Origin of the sequence: Nocardia sp. NPDC051833 (genome assembly GCF_040681225.1) — a bacterium.
Lineage (GTDB): Bacteria > Actinomycetota > Actinomycetes > Mycobacteriales > Mycobacteriaceae > Nocardia.
The window spans coordinates 266351-285348 of the sequence record NZ_JBFAYK010000004.1 but is presented as its reverse complement, the minus strand read 5'-3'; the positions used below and the strand labels follow the sequence as shown (position 1 = coordinate 285348).

Below are 18998 nucleotides of genomic sequence, written 5' to 3'. Positions count from 1 at the left end.
AGCGGAGCCGGGCGGTGGTCGTCGGCTTCGTACTGCGGCTCCGGCTCGTCGTTCACTTGCCGCTCAGCTCCGCCAGCCGGGCACCGATGCGCGCGACTTCGGCCGCGGCCACATCCCGGCGGCCGGTGATCTTGTCGACGACCTGCTGCGGCGCCTTGGCCAGGAACGCCTCGTTGCCCAGCTTGGCCGTCGTGGTGTCGAGGTCCTTCTGCGCGACCGCGAGATCCTTCTCCAGCCTGCGGCGTTCGGCGTCGAGGTCGATCGCGCCGGAGGTGTCGAGCTGCACGGTGACCGTCGCGCCGGACAGGCGCACCTGCACCTCGGCGGTGGTGGCGAAATCGTCGCCGGGTTCGGTCAGCCGGGCCAGGTTGGCCACCGAGCCGGCGAACCCGCCGAGTCCGGCCTCGTCCAGGCCGACCAGCGTGGCCTTCACCTTCTGCTTGTCGGCCAGGCCCTGGTCGCTGCGGAAGCGGCGGATCTCGGTGATCAGGCGCTGCGCGTCGGCGACCCGCTGCGCGGCCACGGTGTCGGTGGACACACCGCTCGCGGTCGGCCACGGGGCGACGACCACCGAGTCGCCGCCGGTCAGCGCCTTCCACAGGGTCTCGGTGACGAACGGGATCACCGGGTGCAGCAGGCGCAGCACCGCGTCGAGCACCGTGCCGAGCACCACCGCGGTGCTCTCGGCGCGCGCGTCGGACTCGGCGAACTGGACCTTGGACAGCTCCAGGTACCAGTCGCACAGCTCGTCCCAGGCGAAGTGGTAGAGCGCCTCGCAGGCCTTGCCGAACTCGTAGGCGTCGAAGGCGGCGTCGACTTCGGCGCGCACCTCGTCGAGCCGGTCGACGATCCAGCGGTCGGTGTCGGTCAGCGTCTCGCGCGGCGGCAGCTCACCCGAGCGAGCACCGTTCATCAGCGCGAACTTGGTGGCGTTGAACAGCTTGGTGACGAAGCTGCGCGAGGCCAGCGCGTGCGGTTCGCCGACCGAGAGGTCGCCGCCCGGCTGAGCGCCGCGGGCCAGGGTGAAGCGCAGCGCGTCGGCGCCGTAGGAGTTGATCCAGTCCAGCGGGTCGATGCCGTTGCCGCGCGACTTCGACATCTTCTTGCCGAACTGGTCGCGGATCAGGCCGTGCAGGAAGACGTCCTCGAACGGCACCTGCTTCTGGCCGCCCTTGCCGACGGTGAGCACCGGGTCGTCGCTGACGAACATGCCGAACATCATCATCCGGGCCACCCAGAAGAACAGGATGTCGTAGCCGGTGACGAGCACGCTGGTCGGATAGAACTTGGCCAGCTCCGGGGTGGCGTCGGGCCAGCCCATCGTGGAGAACGGCCACAGGCCCGAGGAGAACCAGGTGTCGAGGACGTCGGGGTCCTGCACCCAGCCCTCGGGGGCTTCCTCGTCGGGGCCGAGGCAGACGATCTCGCCCTCGGGGCCGTACCAGATCGGGATGCGGTGACCCCACCACAGCTGGCGCGAGATGCACCAGTCGTGCATGTTGTCGACCCAGTCGAACCAGCGCGGCTCCTGGCTGGCCGGATGGATCTTCACGTCGCCCTCGCGCACGGCGTCGCCGGCGGCCTTGGCCAGCGATTCGACCTTGACCCACCACTGCATCGACAGGCGCGGCTCGATCGGCTCACCGGAGCGCTCGGAGTGGCCGACGCTGTGCGCGTAGGGCCGCTTCTCGGCGACAACGCGGCCCTCGGACTGGAGGCGCTCGCGCACCTTCACCCGTGCCTCGAAACGGTCCATGCCGTCGAATTCGGTTCCGGTGCCGGTGATCCGGCCGCCCTCGTCCATGATCGTCGGCATCGGCAGGTTGTGCCGTAGGCCCATCTCGAAGTCGTTGGGGTCGTGCGCGGGGGTGATCTTCACCGCGCCGGTGCCGAACTCCGGGTCGACGTAGTCGTCGGCGATGATCGGGATCTGGGTGCCGGTGATCGGGTGGTAGACGGTGCTGCCGATCATCGCGGCGTAGCGCGGATCGTCGGGGTGCACGGCCACGGCGGTGTCGCCGAGCATCGTCTCCACCCGGGTGGTGGCCACCACCACGTGCGGCTCGTTGTCGTCGAGCGAGCCGTAGCGCAGCGAGACGAGCTCGCCGTCGACGTCCTTGTAATCCACCTCGAGGTCGGAGATGCCGGTCTTGAGCACCGGCGACCAGTTCACCAGCCGCTCGGCCCGGTAGATCAGGCCCGCGTCGTACATCTTCTTGAAGATGGTGCGGACGGCACGCGAGAGGCCCTCGTCCATGGTGAAGCGGTCGCGGCTCCAGTCGACGCCGTCACCGAGGCGGCGCATCTGGGCCTGGATCGCGCCACCGGATTCGCGCTTCCAGTCCCAGACCTTGTCGATGAACAGCTCGCGGCCGAAGTCCTCTTTGGTCTTGCCGTCGACGGCCAGCTGCTTCTCCACCACGGTCTGGGTGGCGATGCCGGCGTGGTCCATGCCGGGCAGCCACAGCACCTCGTAGCCCTGCATCCGCTTGCGGCGGGTGAGGGTGTCCATGAGGGTGTGGTCGAGGGCGTGGCCCATGTGCAGGGTGCCGGTGACGTTCGGCGGCGGCAGCACGATCGAGTAGGCGGGCTTGCCGCTGGTCGCGTCGGCGCCGAAGTATCCGGCGGCTACCCAGCCCTCGTACAGGTCGGCCTCTACCTCGCTGGGGTTCCAGCTCTTGGGCAGGGCATCGGCACGATTACGCGAGTTGTCTGGGGCTGCGCTGGTCACGCCCCAATCCTAAGGGGCGCCGCCTCGGCGACTTACCACCACCTCCGGCGGTCGGCCCCGGAGAAAAACAGAGACGGAATCTTCGGTGGATGAGGGACACCGAAGACTCCGTCTACCCCTGTGATACTACCGGCGATTCGCGGTGGCCAGGGGAATCCATAGGCAATTCTCAGCTTCAGGTTGCCGCGCGAGTAACTTTTGCCCCCGGCCACAACGACACGCGGAAGTTGTTGTGAGCCAACCGGCTCCGGCGAAGATCCGGGTAATCCCGGATTGCCGAATTGTCCGTTTTCGCGGATTCTGGAGAGGGTGACGCCCCCGCTCGATTCCGCCGCCTCTCCCCCGCCCCGCGCCGCGCGCACCCGGACCGTCCGGCCCGCCGCGCTGCTCGACCTGCGCGCGGGCGAGGTCGACGAGCTCCGCTACCCCGCCGCCAGCGTGCTGGTCTTCGCCGGTGTGCCCGGCGCGGGCAAATCCACTGCGCTACACCGCTTCTTCGCCGCCGGACCGGAAGCCGAGCAGCCGGTGCGCACGGCCTCGGGCGCGCTGGTGCTCGATTCCAACCACACCCGCAACCGGCTCCGGCACCGGCTCGGCCTGCTGCCGTACCCGCTGTGGCGACCCCTGGTGCACCTCGCGCACTACCGCGCCATCCGCGCCGCGCTGCACACCGCCGAGGGACCGGTCGCCATCCACGACTGTGCCACCTTCGGCTGGAGCCGCAAGCTGATCGCGCGCTGGGCCCGCGAGGGTCGCCGGGAACTGCACATGGTGCTGATCGATGTGCCCGCGACGCAGGCGAGGGACGGGCAGATCACCCGGGGCAGGCGGGTCAACGGGGTGGCGTTCACCGCGCACTGCCGCCGGTGGGAACGGATGATGGGCACCCTCGGCGCGCGCGGCGACGGCCCGCTCCGCTCGGTCGCGGAACCGCTGGAGTCAGCATCGGTGGTGATCGTCGACCGCCCGACCCTGAGCGCGGTCACCCGCGTCACCTTCGACGCCGCCTGAGCCGCCATCCGCCGCCTGCGACGAACGGCCGGTACACCCGGCCGTTTCCCCGGTGCGAGTCGAGCACCGGGGGTGCGAACAACACCCGACCCCGCGCGCCCCGGCACGCCCGACGACGCAGCCCGTCGACGGGTCAGCAGACCGCGCTGTCAGCACCCGTCCGGGGTGCCGAGCGCAGGCCGTACCCGGCCATGGCACCAGCGGGCCGCGCTGCCAGCACCCGCTCACACCGTCAGCGCAGGCCGCGCTGCCCGCACCCGCCTAGGGAACCAAGACCGTCAGCGCGCCCGGCATCGCCTGCACCGTGACCGGCAGCATCCCCGCCGGCTCGCCGTCAGCGGTGGCATAACCGCCGTCGGCGCTGACGGTGATCCGCCGGGCGCGGTAGCGCTTGGTCGACGGATGATCGATGCGCTTGCCCGCCGACAGCGCGGGCAACAGCCGCGCCATCTCCAGCCGGGAGACCGCGCCGACCACGGTGATGTCGAGGTAGCCGTCGTCGGCGACCGCCTCCGGGCAGACCAGCATGCCGCCGCCGTAGGTGCGGGTATTGCCGATCGGGGCCATCACGGCGTCGGTGTGCACGACCGTGTGCTCGCCCTCGGGATTGTCGAGCGCGCCGGGCGCCAGGCCCGACAGCTCGATCGTGAACGGCAGCGTGTAGCCGCGCATCAGCTCGGCCACCGCGGCCACGGTGTAGCGCAGCGGCCCGCGCGGGTAGCGCATCTTGTTGGCGCGCAGAGTGACCCGCGCGTCGAACCCGGTGCCGACGACGGTGGCGAACCAGGTGGGTGTCGCGTACGTCGACTCGATCCGGCCGAGGTCGATGTGGCGGACCCGCCCGCGCAGCACGATGTCGGTGGCCGCCTCCGGGTTACCGGTGGGGATGCCGAGTTCCCTGGCCAGGTCGTTGCCGGTGCCCGCGGGGACGAGGCCCAGTGGCACCGTGCTGTGCGCGACCGCGGCCAGCAGCACGTTCATCAGCCCGTCGCCGCCGACGCAGAGCACCGCGTCGGGCCTGCGAAGCTCACTGGTCACCGCCGCCCTGACCTGCTCGACGGATTCGGCCGCGCTCGGCGCGCGGACCTCGGCCACCTCGACACCCTGCGCCAGCAACCGCTCCAGCACGGCCTCGGCGACGCCGTCGCCCCGGCCCGCGCCCGAATGCGGATTGGTGACGACGAGCACGCGTCGCACCGCGAGTTCACTCACGACTCCACCTCACCGGGACTCGGCGCCGTCGTGCGCGACCGCGCGCGACGGTTCTGGATCACTCGCCGAGACTCCCTCACGGCACCAGCTTTCCAGGATTCAGCACGCCGGCGGGGTCGAGTTCCCGCTTCACCGCGCGCAAGACACGAACACCCAGGTCACCGATCTCCGACTGCATCCACGGACGGTGGTCGGCGCCGACGGCGTGGTGATGGGTGATGGTGCCGCCCGCGGCGATGATCGCGTCGCCGACCGCCGACTTGGCGATCCGCCACTGCGCGATCGGATCGTCGAGCTGCTTGGCGACGATGGTGAAGTACAGCGAGGCGCCGGTCGGGTAGGTGTGCGAGATGTGGCACATCACCAGGGCGGGCGTGCCCTGCGCGCCGAGCGAATCCATCAGCGCCCCGGTCACCTTGGTCTTCAGGTTCGACAGGTTCGCCCAGGTGGTCGCGGTCTCCAGGGTCTCGCACAGCACGCCGACGTCGAGCAGCGCGTCACGCAGGTACGGCGCGGCGAAGCGGCCGTGCTCCCACTGCTGGGCCGGCGCCTCACCCAGCGCGGTGCCACCGGCGGCGGTGAGCAGCCCGCTCGCCTCCAGCGCGCGGGCGGCGACGTGCGCCTCGGTGCCCTCGTAGGTGGTGATGGCCAGGCAGCCGGTGACCGGCGCGCCGCCGATGTCCCCGGAGCGGGCCAGGTTCAGCCCGGTCTCGGCCTCGTCGGACAGGCGAAGCACAGTCGGCGCGGCGCCGGTCTGCACCAGGGTGCGCAGCGCGGCAGCGCCGGTGGCGAAGTCGGGGAACGACCAGGCCTGGTAGGCCGTGGTCGCCGGAACCGGGTGCACGCGCAGCGTGACCGAGGTGATGATGCCCAGGGTGCCCTCGGAGCCCACGAACAGCTCCCGCAGGTCCGGCCCGGCGGCCGAGGCGGGCGCGCGCCCGAGTTCCACGGTGCCCTGCGGAGTGGCGACGACCAGGCGCTCGACCATGTCGTCGAAGCGACCGTAGCCCGCCGAGGCCTGACCGGACGACCTGGTCGCGGCGAACCCACCGATGGTGGCGAACTCGAAGCTCTGCGGGAAGTGCCCCAGCGACAGCCCGTGCGCGCCGAGCAGCTTCTCGGCCTGCGGACCGGTGACGCCGGCGCCGAGGGTGGCGAGCCCGCTCACCGGGTCGACGCCGGTGAGGGTGTCGAGCCTGCGCAGATCCAGCGCGATGACGGTGTCGAACTGCCCGCGCACCGGGTCGACGCCACCGACCACGCTGGTGCCGCCGCCGAACGGGACGACCGCGACGGCGTGCTCGGAGCAATAGGCCAGCAGCGCGAGGACCTGCGCGTGATCGGCCGGGAAGACGATGGCGTCCGGCGCGTCCTGCGGGCCGGTGGCCCGGCGCCGGAGCAGATCGGGGGTGCTCTTGCCGCCCGCGTGACGCAGCCGCGCGACATTCTCGGTACTGAGATTTTCGTCACCGACGATAGCGGCGATCCCGGCGCGGTCGGCGTCGGTGAGGGCGGCGGGGCGCAGCGGCACGTCGCCCTCGTCGCGACGCGCCACCGGCTCGCCCGAGATGCCGAACACCTGCGCGAGCAGGCCGCGGATCTGCGCCGACAGGGGCTGGTGTCCAGCGGGGACACCCCAGGCGTCCCACACCATACTCGGCGGCAGGGTGGCGGCACCGGAATTTTCGGGTTGCGTCTCGACCATGCGTTACATTCTGACATATAGTGTCAAGCAGTAACCAGTACGATATGTCCTCGAGTCGACATCCGATCGCTGTCGGATGTCACTGCCCCGCATTCACGACACCGACCCCGCTGGCCCGCTCGATACCCTTGAGCGTTCCAGCTCGACCACGGCGCCCCTTCCGGCGCCGCCGAACACACCGGGGTGAAGCACGATGATCGACATCGCAACCAACGCGGACGAGCAACTCTCGCCCACCGACGTGGCGATCCTCGATGCCACGCGCGCCTGTGTCGTCGATTTCGGTGTCCGTCGCACCACGCTCACCGAGGTGGCGCGCCGCGCCGGGGTCAGCAGGCCGACGGTGTACCGGCGCTGGCCCGACACCGGGTCGCTGATCGCCGAGCTCCTGGTCCGTGAGTTACGCACGATCGTCGGCGAGACCATGCCCGAGATCGGCCTCGGCCGGGATCGGCTGGTGCGCGGCATCGTCGCCGGTGCGGCCGCGATCCGGGCGAACGCGGTGTTCGCCAAGATCTTCCGGACCGACACCGACCTCATGCTCACCTATGTGTTCGGCAGGCTGGGGCGCAACCAGCGCACGCTGATCGAGCTGTTCGCGACCGCGATCCGGCTCGGCCACGACGACGGTTCGATCCGGGCGGGCGATGCCGAGCAGATGGCGACCATGCTGCTGCTCATCACCCAGTCCGCGGTGCAGTCCGCGGGCACGGTGGAGCCGCTGCTGGCCGGTGCGCAGTTCGACGCGGAGCTGTCGAGGGCGATCGAGGGTTACCTGCTCCCTCCTCGCGACAAGGACTGTGATGACTCCTGATTCGAAGGCCGCCCTGAACGCGACCCGCCGCACCGCCGACCTGACCGCGCTGGGTGATCGCCCCGAGGTCGACGTGCTGGTGATCGGCGGCGGCGTGACCGGCGCCGGCGTCGCGCTCGACGCCGCCTCCCGCGGCCTGCGCACACTGCTCATCGAGCGCACCGACTTCGCGTTCGGCACCAGCCGCTGGAGCTCGAAGCTGGTGCACGGCGGCCTGCGCTACCTGGCGAGCGGGCGGGTCGGCATCGCGCACGAGAGCGCGGTCGAGCGCGGCGTCATGCTGCGCACCACCGCGCCGCACCTGGTGCGCCCGCTGCCCCAGCTGGTGCCGCTGCTGCCCGGCATCAAGGCGTCCCAGAGTTCGCTCATCCGCGCGGGTTTCGCCGCCGGTGACGCGCTGCGCGTCGCCGCCCGCACCTCCGCCGACACCCTGCCCCGCTCCCGCCGGGTCGCCGCCGCCGAGGCGCTGCGCCTGGCCCCGACCGTGCGCCGCGATGGCCTGCGCGGCGGCCTGCAGGCCTGGGACGGCCAGCTCGTCGACGACGCGCGCCTGGTCGTCGCCCTGGCCCGCACCGCGGCCGCGCACGGCGCGACCGTGCTCACCCGGGCGGAAGCCGTGACGGCGAGCGGTGATTCGGTCCAGCTGCGCGACACGATCACCGGCGAGACGCTGACCGTGCGGGCCCGCGCCGTGATCAACGCGACCGGTGTGTGGGCGGGCGAGGTCGACCACAGCATCAAGCTGCGGCCCAGCCGCGGCACCCACCTGGTGTTCGACGCCGCCGCGTTCGGCGGCCTGAGCGCCGCGCTGACGGTGCCGGTCCCCGGCAGCATCAGCCGCTTCGTGTTCGCGCTGCCCGCCGCGCACGGCCGCGTCTACCTCGGTCTCACCGACGAGGAGGCGCCCGGCCCGATCCCCGACGAGCCGCAGCCCACCGAGTCCGAGATCGACTTCCTGCTCGACACCATCAACACCGCGCTGCGGGAACCCTTGACCCGCGCCGATATCCGTGGCCGCTTCGCCGGTCTGCGCCCGCTGCTCGAGACCGCCGACGACAGCACCGCCGACATCTCCCGTGAGCACGCGGTCCTCACCTCCCCCGACGGCCTGATCACCGTCGTCGGCGGCAAGCTCACCACCTACCGCCAGATGGCGCAGGACGCCGTCGACGCCGCCGTCGCCAACGCCGGGCTACCCGCGTCGGCCTGCCGGACGACCAGGCTCCCCCTGGTCGGCGCCGTCGCCGGCGCGGCCCGCGACCGCATCGACGCGCCCCCGGTCCTGATCGAGCGCTACGGCAGCGAGGCGGGCCGGATCGTCTCGGCGTGGCTGGCCGACCCGTCGCTGCGCGAGCCGGTCGCCCCTGGAATCGACGTCACCGCCGCCGAATTCGACTTCGCCATCAGCCACGAGGGCGCCCTCACGGTCGACGACCTGCTCGACCGCCGCACCCGCATCGGCCTGGTCCCCGAGGATCGCGCCGCCGCCACCCCCGCCGCCGAGGCCGCCTTCGCCAGGGCTGTCGTCGGCAGCTGACAGCGCCGCCCTGCACGGCTTCGCGCACTGGCCCGACCGACCGCCACCCCCGGTGAGGCAGCGCACAACGGACCGACCGACTGCCACCCCGGCGCGGCTTCGCACAGCGGACCGACCGACTGCCACCCCGGCGACGCGGTTGGTCCGGCGGACCGAGCCACCCTGCGCCGATCGCCCGGCCGCTCACATCGGCGGCCGGGCGACCGTCAGCCGAATATCCAGGTGGCCAGGTCGGCGCGCATGCAGGCGCGGGGCCATTCGTCGAGGCCGTGGGCGCTCTCGGCGGCGCGGATGGCGCGCAGCTCGGGCGTCTCCTCGGCGACCGGGATGTAGGTGAACCCGAGCCGCTCGTAGTACGGGCCGTTCCACGGGACCTCGGTGAACGTGGTGAGGGTGATCTCGCGCAGTCCACGCTCTTTCGCCCAGCGGACGGCGTGGTCGATCAGGCGTTTGCCGATGCGCAGCCCGGCGTGGGCCGGGTCCACCGAGACCTGATCCACGTGCGGCTCGCCGTCGACCATGCCGAGCACCAGGTAGCCGGCGGGGCGACCGGTGTCGTCGGGCCACACCCACGCGCGCCCGGCAGCGAGGTATTCGCGCAGCGTGTCGGCGGGCGGCGGGTCGTCCTCGGCGACCGCGGTCATGCCCACCGCGGCGAACGGGGCGCCCGCGCGCTGCTCGATCTCCTGCAGCACCGGGATCTCGGCCTCGGTCGCGGGCCGGATGGGACCGCCGCTCGCCCGCGGTCGCTCGGCGATCCCCGACTCGTCGACGCCGGTCATCGCGCGTCCACCGGGGTGGCGAGGATGCCGTTGAGCATGGCGCGCAGTGCCCACCGGCCGCGCGCGTCGCCGTCGCCCGCGAGCATCTGCTCGCGCAGCGCGACGATCGTCGGGTAGCGCTCGGCGGGTAGTTCGGCGAAGCGCCCGCCGATCTCGGCGAGGTAGTCCGACTCGGTGCCGCCCTGGGTGTTGTAGGCCGCCTGCTCGGCCGCCTCGGCGGTGATGTGCAGATGGATCAGGTCGACGGCCCAGGAGGCGGTCGCCGGATCGAGGCCGCCCTCGCGCAGCAGCGCCAGCAGCTGTTCGATCAGGCCGAGCGCGTGTTCGGTGGTCGGGATCCGGCCGAACGCGACCAGGGCCAGCCCCTCGTGCCTGCCGAGCACCTCGATGGCGCGCTCGACGACGGCGGTCAGGCGCGCCCGCCAGTCGCCGTCGGCGGGCGTGGTGACGGTGGACAAGACGTGATCGAGCATGCCGGTCATCAGGTCGTCGCGGTTGGCGACGTAGACGTAGAGCGACGCGGCGCCGGTGTCGAGTTCTTGGGCGACCCGGCGCATGGTGAGCGCGGCCAGGCCGTCGCTGTCGAGGATGCGCAGACCGGTCTCGATGACGACCTCGCGGCTCAACGGCGCCTTCGCCGGTCGGGCCCGGCGGCTGACGGGTGCGGCGTTCATGCGCCGATCATACGTGGGCCACGAACGACGTTTGACACGAACAATGTTCGTACGGCTCGATGGACGACTCCCACGGGCCTCGCGCTGCCCGCCCGCCGCGCGCACGGGTTGCCCGGCCCGCCGAAAACCGCTGCGCCAGTACCGCATCGATCCCGACTCCCCTCCGCGAAACCGCAGGTGGGCCCCTGTTCGCCCACTGTTCGCGGCCACATCCCGCAACCGCACGCAACGACTCGATCTATGCTGGCAAAGGCCAGTCCGACAAGGAGGCATTGATGCGCGCGCATTCGTCTACCGTGGCCATCGTGCCCGGTACCGGGATCGTCGCCCGATTCGGCGACGTCGTCATGTATCTCGCGGGTGAGACCCCGTCCACCGACCGACTACTCGGCGCGGTCGAAACCGTCGCGATGAGCACCGCGGCCTCCGCGCCCGGCGCCGCGCTGGCCCAGCGACTGGCCGGCGTCGTCTTCGGCGGCGCGTCCGCCCCGCCGCCGTTCGGCGTCCTCGCCCCGACTGCCGACGGGATGCTGATCCTGTTGCGCGGCGCGGTGATCGCCGAGATCTCCGGCGCCGAGGGCAACCGCCGTCTGGCCGGCGACCGCGCCTTCACCTGGGTCGACGAGATCATCCGCGAGCCCGTCCGCCGGATCGCCGTCGGCGCCGAGATGGCCGACCCGACCAGCGCCAATCCACGCACCGACCTGCGGGCCGGCATCGTCACCGGCAACGGATTCGTGCTCAACCTCGGACGGCGCCGCAATCCCGCGCCGCGCCGGGTCGAGGCGATCGACGAGCCGCCGCCCACCGAGGCCACCGGCTTCCGCGCCCTGCGCACACCGGCGGGTCATACCGAGAACGGGGAGGCCAGACCGGCGACCGCGGGTTTCGCCGCCCCCAGCGCCGAGGCCGGATCCTCCGGTCCGGCAACCGGTTTCGTGGCCGCCCCCGAGGTGGGTGATCCCGACGGCGAGACGGTGAGCACGGGCTCGCGCCCGGCGACCGTCGACGGCGAGACCGTCAGCACCGGTCCGCGCAATTCCCCCGCCACCAACGCGCCGCTGGCCTGGTCGCAGGCCCTGGACGCGGCGAAGCGGGCCGAGCCCGTCGCCCTGGGGAAGTCCGGACCGCATCCCACCAGCTCGCGCGGCGCCCTCGTCACCGAGGACGGGCTGAGCTATCCGCTGGATCGGCCCTATGTCCTGGGCCGTAACCCCTCCGGCGACGAATCGGTGCGGGCCGCCGCCGCCACCCCCATCCTGATCGAACGCGACCGGCTCGTGTCCCGGGTCCATGCCTTCGTCGCCCCCGACCGGGGCAAGGTGTTCGTCCGGGAGGCCCCCGCCACCTCCGGTACGTTCTTCGCCGCCCCCGACTCCGAACGCTGGTCGCGCGTCGGCACCCTGCCCATCGAACTGCAACCGGGCTGGCGCCTGCGCATCAACGATTTCCTGCTGACCTACTGCGTCTGAGCTAGCTCATCGGGCCGAACTGTCCCGACGCCCGTGGTGTGCACGCTGTGCGTCCACGGGCGTCGGACCGCGATTCGGCTCAGGCCTCGAGGGCGTCCAGCAGTGCCGCGCGCTGGCGAGCACCGAGGCCGCCGATGCGGCGATCCTCGGGGATCTCGGCCTGATCCATCAACTTGGCCGCCTTCACCGGGCCGACACCCGGCAGCGCCTTGATCACGGCGGCGACCTTGGTCTTCTTGACCAGGTCGTCGCTGTCGGCCTTCTTGAGCAGATCGGCGACGGTGACCTTGCCCTCCTTCACCTTGCCGATCAGTTCCGAGCGCGCCTTGCGCACGGCAGCCGCTTTGGCCAACGCCTCGGTGCGCTGTTCGGCGGTCATCGTAGGCAGTGCCATGTCTCCTCCGCTTCCACTCGTCACTCGAACATCTGATTGACGGACCGAGTAAACAGCAACCGAACGGCAGCACCAGTCCGACACACCGCGAGGATACGCCGATGAGTTTTGCGTGCTGGGCCCGTCGTAATGGGTGAACGACCTGCAAGACGGACGAAACGGACGAAAGGATCGGCGCCATGGAGCTCTCCCTGACCCAGTTCCTCACCATCGACGGCGTCTACCAAGCGCCGGGCGGGCCGCAGGAGGACACCGTCGACGGCTTCACCCACGGCGGCTGGTCGGCCTCCACCGGCTGCGTGCTCATCGCGAGCTACCGCGCCGACGGGGCGCCGAAGTACGGCGATTTCTCCGCGGGGTGAGCCACGTAACACCACGCCCAGCTGCGACGAAACACCAGCAGAAGCACAAAACGGGACCAAGGTTCAACGGCGAACCACGGAGGATCAACGAAGCTCCTCGACCCCGGGCGCGACCGGTCACCGGTCGTCACCGTCTCCCCGTGACCGTGCGATGACAGCTACACAGTTGTGCGCCAGACGTTTCCGGCAGCGGCGGGTCGGTGAGAAATCCGGCCCGCGGTTGTGCTCTCCGCGGCTCCATGCGCAAGAATGACGCGACCCGGCGAACCCCTTTGCTACTTGGAGTTGCGATGCGCGAGGAACACCCGCTCGATGACGAGGTCGTTGCGTTGCCTGTCCGGGTCGAACGGGCCAGGCGGCGCATCGCCTACCAGTCCGATCCGGCCCTGACCGACGCACTGTCGGAGGACGAACTGCGCGCCGAGCGCGAGCTCGCCGAGAAGATCCGCACCTACGAGCGCGACCAGCGCTGGAAGCAGATCAAGGCCGCGTCCATGCACGCCGATCGGCTGCGCGAGACCACCGCCGAGATGGAGCGGGCCGAGATGGCGGACGTGATGCTGGCCCGCAAGGCCATCGCCGCCCAGCGTCGCGAATCCAACCCGCGCGCCCGGCTGGCCTCGCTCTATCAGCACCGCACCTGGTCGCTGCGCGCCCTGGCCGGCGTGGTCATCGCGGGCATGCTGTGGTCGGCGGTGAACGTCCAGCACAACATCGCCCCCGGCGGCCCGAGCGACCCGCTCTACTGGGCCAGCTTCGGCCTGGAGGCCATGATCAGCGTCTGCCTGGTCATCATCATGATCGGCACCACCCGGGTGGCCGAGTGGGGTGTGATGGGCAACCGCACCCAGGTGCTGGTCGCGGAACTGTTCCTGCTCTCGCTCACCATCGCCCTCAACACCTATCCCCACCTGAGCGCCAAGCACTGGTACGACGCCGCCGTCCACGCCGTGGCCCCGGTCATGATCGGCGTGGCCCTGATGATCCACAACGCCGCCAGCGCCCGCTACAGCACCGCCATCGCCCGCGCCTCGGCCGAGATCCCCTCCGACGACGCCGAGGACCTCCTCTCCGCGGCGCCCGCCTTCCGCGAGAGCTAGCGACAACCACACACGAAAAGAGGGCCCCTGCTCCAGCCGGAGCAGGGGCCCTCTTTCGATGGCGCTGTGTGGGCTCTACGCCGACTTCTCGCGGCGCTCGGTGCGCTGGGTCTTGCGCGGGACGATCGTCGGGAGGACGTTCTCGGTGACGGTGTCGGCGTTCACGACCACCTTGGCGACGTCGTCGCGGCCGGGGATGTCGTACATCACCGGGAGCAGGACTTCTTCCATGATGGCGCGCAGGCCACGGGCACCGGTGCCTCGCAGGATCGCCTGGTCGGCGACGGCTTCGAGGGCGTCGGTGGTGAACTCGAGGTCGACGCCGTCCATCTCGAACAGCCGCACGTACTGCTTGACCAGCGCGTTCTTCGGCTCCGAAAGGATCTTGACCAGCGATTCCTTGTCCAGGTTGGTCACCGAGGCGACGACCGGCAGGCGGCCGATGAACTCGGGGATCAGGCCGAACTTGATCAGGTCCTCGGGCATCACGTCGGCGAAGTGGTCGTCGGTGTCGACCTCGGCCTTGGAGCGGACCTCGGCGCCGAAGCCGATGCCTCGGTGTCCGGTGCGGTCGGAGATGATCTTCTCCAGGCCCGCGAACGCGCCCGCCACGATGAACAGCACGTTGGTGGTGTCGATCTGGATGAACTCCTGGTGCGGGTGCTTGCGACCGCCCTGCGGCGGCACACTCGCCTGGGTGCCCTCCAGGATCTTCAGCAGCGCCTGCTGCACGCCCTCACCGGAGACATCGCGGGTGATCGACGGGTTCTCGCTCTTGCGGGCGATCTTGTCGACCTCGTCGATGTAGATGATGCCGGTTTCGGCGCGCTTGACGTCGTAGTCGGCGGCCTGGATCAGCTTGAGCAGGATGTTCTCGACGTCCTCACCGACGTAGCCCGCCTCGGTGAGCGCGGTGGCGTCGGCGATGGCGAACGGCACGTTCAGCATCTTCGCCAGCGTCTGCGCGAGGTAGGTCTTACCGCAGCCGGTGGGGCCGAGCATCAGGATGTTCGACTTGGCCAGCTCGACGGTCTCACCGCGGCTGTCGCGGCCCTTGTCGCCGGCCTGGATGCGCTTGTAGTGGTTGTAGACCGCGACCGCGAGGGTGCGCTTGGCCGTGTCCTGCCCGATGACGTAGTTCTCCAGGAAGTCCCGGATCTCCGACGGCTTGGGCAGCTCGTCGAGCTTGACCTCGCTCGACTCGGCCAGCTCTTCCTCGATGATCTCGTTGCAGAGGTCGATGCACTCGTCGCAGATATAGACCCCGGGGCCCGCAATGAGCTTCTTGACCTGCTTCTGGCTCTTTCCGCAGAACGAGCACTTGAGCAGATCGCCGCCGTCTCCGATGCGCGCCATCTCGTAGGTCCCTACTTCCTTGTCCGAGTGCGACCGTCGTCCCCCGATTGGGCCGGAAATACGTTTCGGTGCCGTCAATCAGAGCAGTGGTCCCTGAGTCGACCGTACCTGGTGTGCGCGAGAGAGGTCGACAACTCGCGCATGTTTCTGTGAAGCGTTGTGCGGGTTCTCACCATTGTGAGGCCCACGGTCGAAAAAAGATGGGCCCGCCGCCCAGATCGGGCGACGGGCCCGGGCGTGTCACTTCTGTCCGCTGAGCTTCCGGTAATCGAAGACCTGGTCGACGATGCCGTACTCCTTGGCCTCCTCGGCCGTCAGGATCTTGTCGCGGTCGGTGTCCTTGCGGACCTGCTCCTCGGACTTGCCGGTGTGGCGCGAGATGGTGACCTCCATCAGGCGGCGCATCCGCTCGATCTCGGCCGCGGCGATCTCGAGGTCGGACACCTGGCCCTGCACGCCGCCCGAGGACGGCTGGTGGATCAGGATGCGCGCGTTGGGCAGCGCGGCGCGCTTACCGGGCGCACCGGCGGCCAGCAGCACTGCGGCGGCCGAGGCGGCCTGACCGAGGCACACCGTCACCACGTCGGGGCGGACGTACTGCATGGTGTCGTAGATCGCCATCAGCGCGGTGAACGAGCCACCGGGCGAGTTGATGTACATGGTGATGTCGCGGTCGGGGTCCTGGGACTCCAGCACCAGCAGCTGCGCCATGATGTCGTTCGCCGAGACGTCGTCGACCTGGTTGCCCAGGAAGATGATGCGCTCCTCGAAGAGCTTGTTGTACGGGTCCGACGTCTTGACACCGAACGAGGTCTGCTCGGTGAACTGCGGCAGGATGTAGCGCGCCTGCGGGAGGCCCGCAGCGGAGCCGCCATGTCCGGCGCGCGGGTCGAAGAGGTTGGCCATCTTTATCTCCAAGCTTGTCTCGAGTGAGGGGGGACGGCGGCGTTACTTCGCCTGGTTCGCGTGGGTGACCACGTGGTCGATGAAGCCGTATTCGAGGGCTTCCTTCGCCGTGAACCAGCGGTCGCGGTCCGCGTCCTCGGTCACCTGCTCCACCGACTTGCCGGTGTGCAGCGACTGCAGCTCGTTGAGCTCGCGCTTGGTGTGGGCGAACTGCTCGGCCATGATCGCGATGTCGGCCGCGGAACCACCGATGCCCGCCGACGGCTGGTGCATCATGATCCGGGTGTGCGGCAGCGCGAAACGCTTGCCCTTGGTGCCCGCGGTCAGCAGGAACTGCCCCATCGACGCGGCCAGGCCCATCGCGACGGTCTTGATGTCGCACTCGGCGAACTGCATCGTGTCGTAGATGGCCATACCCGCGGTGACCGAGCCACCCGGGGAGTTGATGTAGAGCGAGATGTCCTTGGTCGGATCCTCGGCCGAGAGCAGCAGGATCTGCGCGCACAGCTTGTTCGCGATGTCATCGTCGACCTGCGTGCCGAGGAAGATGATGCGCTCGCGCAGCAGCCGCTCGTACACCGAATCACTGAGGTTGAGACCAGCAGTAGCGGCTGTCATGACCCCTGCCTGGTTGATTGTCACGGATACCTGCCTTCTCTTCTCACCGATTGCTACGGCCATACGGTTCGTCGTCACAAACAGTAACGAAGCAGGGCGGCACCGAACTCCCGGTACCGCCCTTCTTCGCTCACAGCGCAATCCAAGCACCCCGTGTGGGGTACCGGTCACACCGGCATCACAAAACCTATTCGGCGGCGGCCTCGACCTGCTCGGTCTCGGCGGAATCCGCGGGGTCACCGAACATTTCGGTGGTGTCCACCACGTTGCCCTCGGAGTCGGTGACCTTCACCTGGCCGACGACACCGGCCAGCGCCTTGCCACGACGGACGTCGGCGAACACCGCGCCCAGCTGGCCGGCCTGCTGCACCTGCTGGATGAACTGCTCCGGCGACATGCCGTAGCGCTGGGCCTGGAACAGGATTCGCTCGGTCAGCTCCTGCTGGCCGACCTGGGTGTTCTCGGCCTCGGCGATGGCGTCGAGGAGCAGCTGGGTCTTCACCGACTTCTCGGCGGCTTCCTGGGTGTCCTTGTCGAACTCCTCGCGGGAGGAGCCCTGCGCCTCGAGCGCCTCGGCCAGCTTGGCCTCGTCGTGGTCGAAGCCGTGGACGGCGTCGTGCAGCACCGCGTCGACCTCGGCCTTGACGACGGCCTCGGGCAGCGGGACCTCGACGGTCTCGAGCAGGGTGTCGAGCACCTTGTCACGGATCTGACCGGCCTGCTCGACCTTCTTGACGCGCTCGACGCGGCCCTTCAGGTCTTCCTTGAGCTCGTCGATGGTGTCGAATTCGCTGGCCAGCTGGGCGAACTCGTCGTCGGCCTCGGGCAGCTCGCGCTCCTTCACCGACTGCACGGTGACGGTGATGACGGCTTCCTTACCGGCGTGCTCGCCGGCGACCAGGGTGGAGGTGAACTCCTTCGACTCGCCGGCCGACAGACCGGTGATCGCCTCGTCGAGGCCCTCGATCAGCTGACCCGAACCGACCTCGTGCGACAGGCCGGTGGTGGCCGCCTCCGGCACGTCCTCGCCGTCGACGGTGGCCGACAGGTCGATCGAGACGAAGTCGCCGTCCTGCACGGCGCGCTCGACACCGGTCAGGGTGCCGAAGCGCTGACGCAGCGAGGTGAGCTGCTGCTCGATGTCGGCGTCCTCGATGGTGAACGCGTCGACGGTGACCTCGAGGCCCGAGTAGTCCGGCAGCGCGATCTCGGGGCGCACGTCGACCTCGGCGGTGAACGCCAGCTCTTCGCCGTCCTCGATCTTGGTGATCTCGATCTCGGGCTGGCCGATGACCTTCACCTCGGCGGACTGCACGGCCTCGGCGTAGCGACCCGGCAGCGCGTCGTTGACGACCTGCTCCAGCACGGCGCCACGGCCGACACGGGTCTCGATCAGCTTGGCCGGAGCCTTGCCCGGACGGAAGCCGGGGATGCGGACCTGCTGGGCCAGCGCCTTGTACGCCTTGTCGAAGTCGGGCTTCAGCTCCTCGAAGGGCACCTCGACGTTGATCCGGACCCGGGTCGGGCTCAGCTGCTCGACGGTGCTCTTCACGGACATGCTCCTTGGTTCGTAGTTCAGTGGTGTCCCCGCATGGGACGTCGCGCCATGAGTCGGTGCGACGAACGCATCCCGACCAGGGTAGTTGACCGCCTTCGCGGTCGTGCAATCGGCGGCTGTTTGGGCGGCGGCTAGCGGCCGACCTGCACCGCGTCGGTGACGAAGACCAGCGTCTCGTTCGGCGCGACGCCGTTGCCGCCCGCACCGTAGCCGAGGTTCGGCGGCACGATCAGCAGCCGGCGCGCGCCCTGCTGCACGCCGAGCAGACCCTGGTCCCAGCCCTCGATGACCTGGCCGGCGCCGAGGGTCAGCTGGAACGGCTTGCCACGCTTGAACGAGCTGTCCAGGGTCTCCTTGTCCGACCAGGTGACCAGCGCGTAGTTCATGGTCAGCGGCTGACCGGCGACCGCGCCGGGGCCGTTGCCCGCGACCAGGTCCTTGACGATCAGGGTGGTGGGCGGATCACAGGATTCGGGAATCGTGATCTCCGGTGCGTCGCCGTAGCCACCGCTGACCTTGATGTCGTCGGCGGTGCATTCGCGGCCCTTGCTGGCCGTGGACTGGCCCGCGGCGGCGGTGCTGCTGCTCGGCGAACTCGCCGAATCCGAGTCCGAGCCGCACGCCGCTGTCGCGATCGCGGCGGCCGCGACGAGTCCGATGCCGATGATCCTGCCGAGAGAATGCATGGCCCGCACAGTAATAGACCGCGGGCGCGGCGCCGGGAACGGGCACGGCGGTAGGCTCGGCGGTGCGTTTCTCCACCGGT

The 18998-nt window shown here is 70.0% G+C and carries 17 protein-coding genes; 6 read left to right on the top strand and 11 right to left on the bottom strand.

Annotated elements, in window-relative coordinates; genetic code table 11:
* Positions 1–52: 52 nt before the first annotated feature.
* The gene (locus AB0L91_RS29735; protein ID WP_365015707.1) at positions 53–2731 is read right to left on the bottom strand and encodes a valine--tRNA ligase; all 2679 of its coding nucleotides are present in this window, start codon (positions 2729–2731) and stop codon (positions 53–55) included.
* Between the two features lie 309 nt (positions 2732–3040).
* On the opposite strand from AB0L91_RS29735, the gene AB0L91_RS29730 reads away from it, so the two are divergent.
* Positions 3041–3742: an AAA family ATPase gene (locus AB0L91_RS29730; protein ID WP_365015705.1), complete on the top strand. Its 702-nt coding sequence runs from the start codon at positions 3041–3043 to the stop codon at positions 3740–3742.
* Positions 3743–4003: 261 nt separating this feature from the next.
* Here the strand turns inward: AB0L91_RS29730 and AB0L91_RS29725 are convergent, their stop codons facing one another.
* Positions 4004–4954 (bottom strand): YegS/Rv2252/BmrU family lipid kinase, encoded by a 951-nt coding sequence (locus AB0L91_RS29725; RefSeq protein ID WP_355277112.1) that lies wholly within the window; start codon positions 4952–4954, stop codon positions 4004–4006.
* 76 nt (positions 4955–5030) lie between these two features.
* Positions 5031–6659 carry an FAD-binding oxidoreductase gene (locus AB0L91_RS29720; protein ID WP_357348087.1) on the bottom strand — a complete coding sequence of 543 codons (1629 nt, stop codon included), beginning with the start codon at positions 6657–6659 and terminating at the stop codon, positions 5031–5033.
* 193 nt (positions 6660–6852) lie between these two features.
* Here AB0L91_RS29720 and AB0L91_RS29715 point away from each other — a divergent pair, with 193 nt between their 5' ends.
* Together AB0L91_RS29715 and AB0L91_RS29710 are read left to right on the top strand one after the other, a co-directional pair.
* Positions 6853–7473: a helix-turn-helix domain-containing protein gene (locus AB0L91_RS29715; protein ID WP_316573868.1), complete on the top strand. Its 621-nt coding sequence runs from the start codon at positions 6853–6855 to the stop codon at positions 7471–7473.
* Entirely contained in the window at positions 7463–9010 is a 1548-nt protein-coding gene (locus AB0L91_RS29710; protein ID WP_365015702.1) for a glycerol-3-phosphate dehydrogenase/oxidase, read from the top strand. Before AB0L91_RS29715 ends, AB0L91_RS29710 begins: the two co-directional genes overlap by 11 nt.
* Before the next feature lie 206 nt (positions 9011–9216).
* Here the strand turns inward: AB0L91_RS29710 and AB0L91_RS29705 are convergent, their stop codons facing one another.
* Positions 9217–9792 carry a GNAT family N-acetyltransferase gene (locus AB0L91_RS29705; RefSeq protein WP_365015701.1) on the bottom strand — a complete coding sequence of 192 codons (576 nt, stop codon included), beginning with the start codon at positions 9790–9792 and terminating at the stop codon, positions 9217–9219.
* Positions 9789–10466: a TetR/AcrR family transcriptional regulator gene (locus AB0L91_RS29700; RefSeq protein ID WP_355277103.1), complete on the bottom strand. Its 678-nt coding sequence runs from the start codon at positions 10464–10466 to the stop codon at positions 9789–9791. The genes AB0L91_RS29705 and AB0L91_RS29700 overlap by 4 nt, the downstream gene beginning before the upstream one ends.
* A gap of 275 nt (positions 10467–10741) precedes the next feature.
* Here AB0L91_RS29700 and AB0L91_RS29695 point away from each other — a divergent pair, with 275 nt between their 5' ends.
* On the top strand, positions 10742–11938 hold the full coding sequence (locus tag AB0L91_RS29695; protein ID WP_365015698.1) for an FHA domain-containing protein: 1197 nt from the start codon (positions 10742–10744) through the stop codon (positions 11936–11938).
* 79 nt (positions 11939–12017) lie between these two features.
* Here the strand turns inward: AB0L91_RS29695 and mihF are convergent, their stop codons facing one another.
* Positions 12018–12332 (bottom strand): integration host factor, actinobacterial type, encoded by a 315-nt coding sequence (gene mihF, locus AB0L91_RS29690; RefSeq protein ID WP_019045768.1) that lies wholly within the window; start codon positions 12330–12332, stop codon positions 12018–12020.
* A gap of 179 nt (positions 12333–12511) precedes the next feature.
* Here mihF and AB0L91_RS29685 point away from each other — a divergent pair, with 179 nt between their 5' ends.
* Both AB0L91_RS29685 and AB0L91_RS29680 read left to right on the top strand, forming a co-directional pair.
* Positions 12512–12694 carry a hypothetical protein gene (locus AB0L91_RS29685; RefSeq protein ID WP_365015697.1) on the top strand — a complete coding sequence of 61 codons (183 nt, stop codon included), beginning with the start codon at positions 12512–12514 and terminating at the stop codon, positions 12692–12694.
* A 290-nt stretch (positions 12695–12984) separates the two neighbouring features.
* Complete coding sequence (locus AB0L91_RS29680) at positions 12985–13794, top strand: hypothetical protein (protein ID WP_357348097.1); 810 nt, start codon at positions 12985–12987, stop codon at positions 13792–13794.
* 75 nt (positions 13795–13869) lie between these two features.
* On the opposite strand, the gene clpX is transcribed toward AB0L91_RS29680, so the two are convergent.
* The 5 genes from clpX to AB0L91_RS29655 all read right to left on the bottom strand — a co-directional run bounded on the left by clpX (position 13870) and on the right by AB0L91_RS29655 (position 18918).
* Positions 13870–15150, bottom strand: coding sequence for an ATP-dependent Clp protease ATP-binding subunit ClpX (gene clpX, locus AB0L91_RS29675; protein ID WP_218721478.1), 1281 nt, complete (start codon positions 15148–15150; stop codon positions 13870–13872).
* A 240-nt stretch (positions 15151–15390) separates the two neighbouring features.
* Positions 15391–16056: an ATP-dependent Clp protease proteolytic subunit gene (locus AB0L91_RS29670; RefSeq protein WP_218721479.1), complete on the bottom strand. Its 666-nt coding sequence runs from the start codon at positions 16054–16056 to the stop codon at positions 15391–15393.
* A 42-nt stretch (positions 16057–16098) separates the two neighbouring features.
* Complete coding sequence (locus tag AB0L91_RS29665; RefSeq protein WP_030202569.1) at positions 16099–16674, bottom strand: ATP-dependent Clp protease proteolytic subunit; 576 nt, start codon at positions 16672–16674, stop codon at positions 16099–16101.
* A 187-nt stretch (positions 16675–16861) separates the two neighbouring features.
* Positions 16862–18226, bottom strand: coding sequence for a trigger factor (tig, locus tag AB0L91_RS29660; RefSeq protein WP_218721480.1), 1365 nt, complete (start codon positions 18224–18226; stop codon positions 16862–16864).
* 137 nt (positions 18227–18363) lie between these two features.
* Entirely contained in the window at positions 18364–18918 is a 555-nt protein-coding gene (locus tag AB0L91_RS29655) for an FKBP-type peptidyl-prolyl cis-trans isomerase (RefSeq protein ID WP_365015693.1), read from the bottom strand.
* Positions 18919–18998 lie beyond the last annotated feature (80 nt).

Coding starts and splice junctions, on each gene's coding strand:
- AB0L91_RS29720 (WP_357348087.1), bottom strand. CDS start 6,659: ATGGTCGAGACGCAACCCGAAAATTCCGGTGCCGCCACCCTGCCGCCG.
- AB0L91_RS29715 (WP_316573868.1), top strand. CDS start 6,853: ATGATCGACATCGCAACCAACGCGGACGAGCAACTCTCGCCCACCGAC.
- AB0L91_RS29710 (WP_365015702.1), top strand. CDS start 7,463: ATGACTCCTGATTCGAAGGCCGCCCTGAACGCGACCCGCCGCACCGCC.
- AB0L91_RS29705 (WP_365015701.1), bottom strand. CDS start 9,792: ATGACCGGCGTCGACGAGTCGGGGATCGCCGAGCGACCGCGGGCGAGC.
- AB0L91_RS29700 (WP_355277103.1), bottom strand. CDS start 10,466: ATGAACGCCGCACCCGTCAGCCGCCGGGCCCGACCGGCGAAGGCGCCG.
- AB0L91_RS29695 (WP_365015698.1), top strand. CDS start 10,742: ATGCGCGCGCATTCGTCTACCGTGGCCATCGTGCCCGGTACCGGGATC.
- mihF (WP_019045768.1), bottom strand. CDS start 12,332: ATGGCACTGCCTACGATGACCGCCGAACAGCGCACCGAGGCGTTGGCC.
- AB0L91_RS29685 (WP_365015697.1), top strand. CDS start 12,512: ATGGAGCTCTCCCTGACCCAGTTCCTCACCATCGACGGCGTCTACCAA.
- AB0L91_RS29680 (WP_357348097.1), top strand. CDS start 12,985: ATGCGCGAGGAACACCCGCTCGATGACGAGGTCGTTGCGTTGCCTGTC.
- clpX (WP_218721478.1), bottom strand. CDS start 15,150: ATGGCGCGCATCGGAGACGGCGGCGATCTGCTCAAGTGCTCGTTCTGC.
- AB0L91_RS29670 (WP_218721479.1), bottom strand. CDS start 16,056: ATGGCCAACCTCTTCGACCCGCGCGCCGGACATGGCGGCTCCGCTGCG.
- AB0L91_RS29665 (WP_030202569.1), bottom strand. CDS start 16,674: ATGACAGCCGCTACTGCTGGTCTCAACCTCAGTGATTCGGTGTACGAG.
- AB0L91_RS29655 (WP_365015693.1), bottom strand. CDS start 18,918: ATGCATTCTCTCGGCAGGATCATCGGCATCGGACTCGTCGCGGCCGCC.